This is a genomic window from Halorubrum sp. SP9 (genome assembly GCF_005435015.1).
Classification (GTDB): Archaea; Halobacteriota; Halobacteria; order Halobacteriales; family Haloferacaceae; genus Halorubrum; species Halorubrum sodomense.
In genome coordinates, this window is the sequence record NZ_SGXU01000440.1 from 1 (window position 1) to 398 (window position 398).

Genomic DNA, 398 nt, shown 5'->3' on the forward strand with positions numbered 1-398 from the left:
ATTCCGGCTTCTCGAACGAGGCACGATACAGCCGGATTATCTCCCTGGCACACATCCTGGTGTCTACCGCGAGGCGGCAGCAGTTGGTGTGTTCGACGAATCGATAGCGGCCTTTCTCGCTGATCTCTGGCGCGACCACCGAGCAAAAACATACTAGCAGGATGGGCTCGCCTCAGCAGCGCGTACAGACGCGATGTACGAACTCGCCACCGAGATTCATGCGTACGTTATTGGGCGATCCCGACAGGGACACGAGTGTATCTGCGGGGAACCAAGGTAGTGATTGCGTCTCTATCAGTCGTGGGGAGGTGGTCGGTTCTATTAACCAACACAGGAGACAATAGGACGATATTGTTGGTTAAGCAGATTGGGATTCGTAGTTTACTCAGGGGTAAACT

Annotated in this window: 1 pseudogene; it reads left to right on the plus strand. The window is 54.0% G+C overall.

The annotated features are described in order from the left end of the window. A pseudogene (locus EXE45_RS21940) lies at positions 1–280 on the plus strand (hypothetical protein); the annotation flags it as partial. Positions 281–398: the final 118 nt, after the last annotated feature.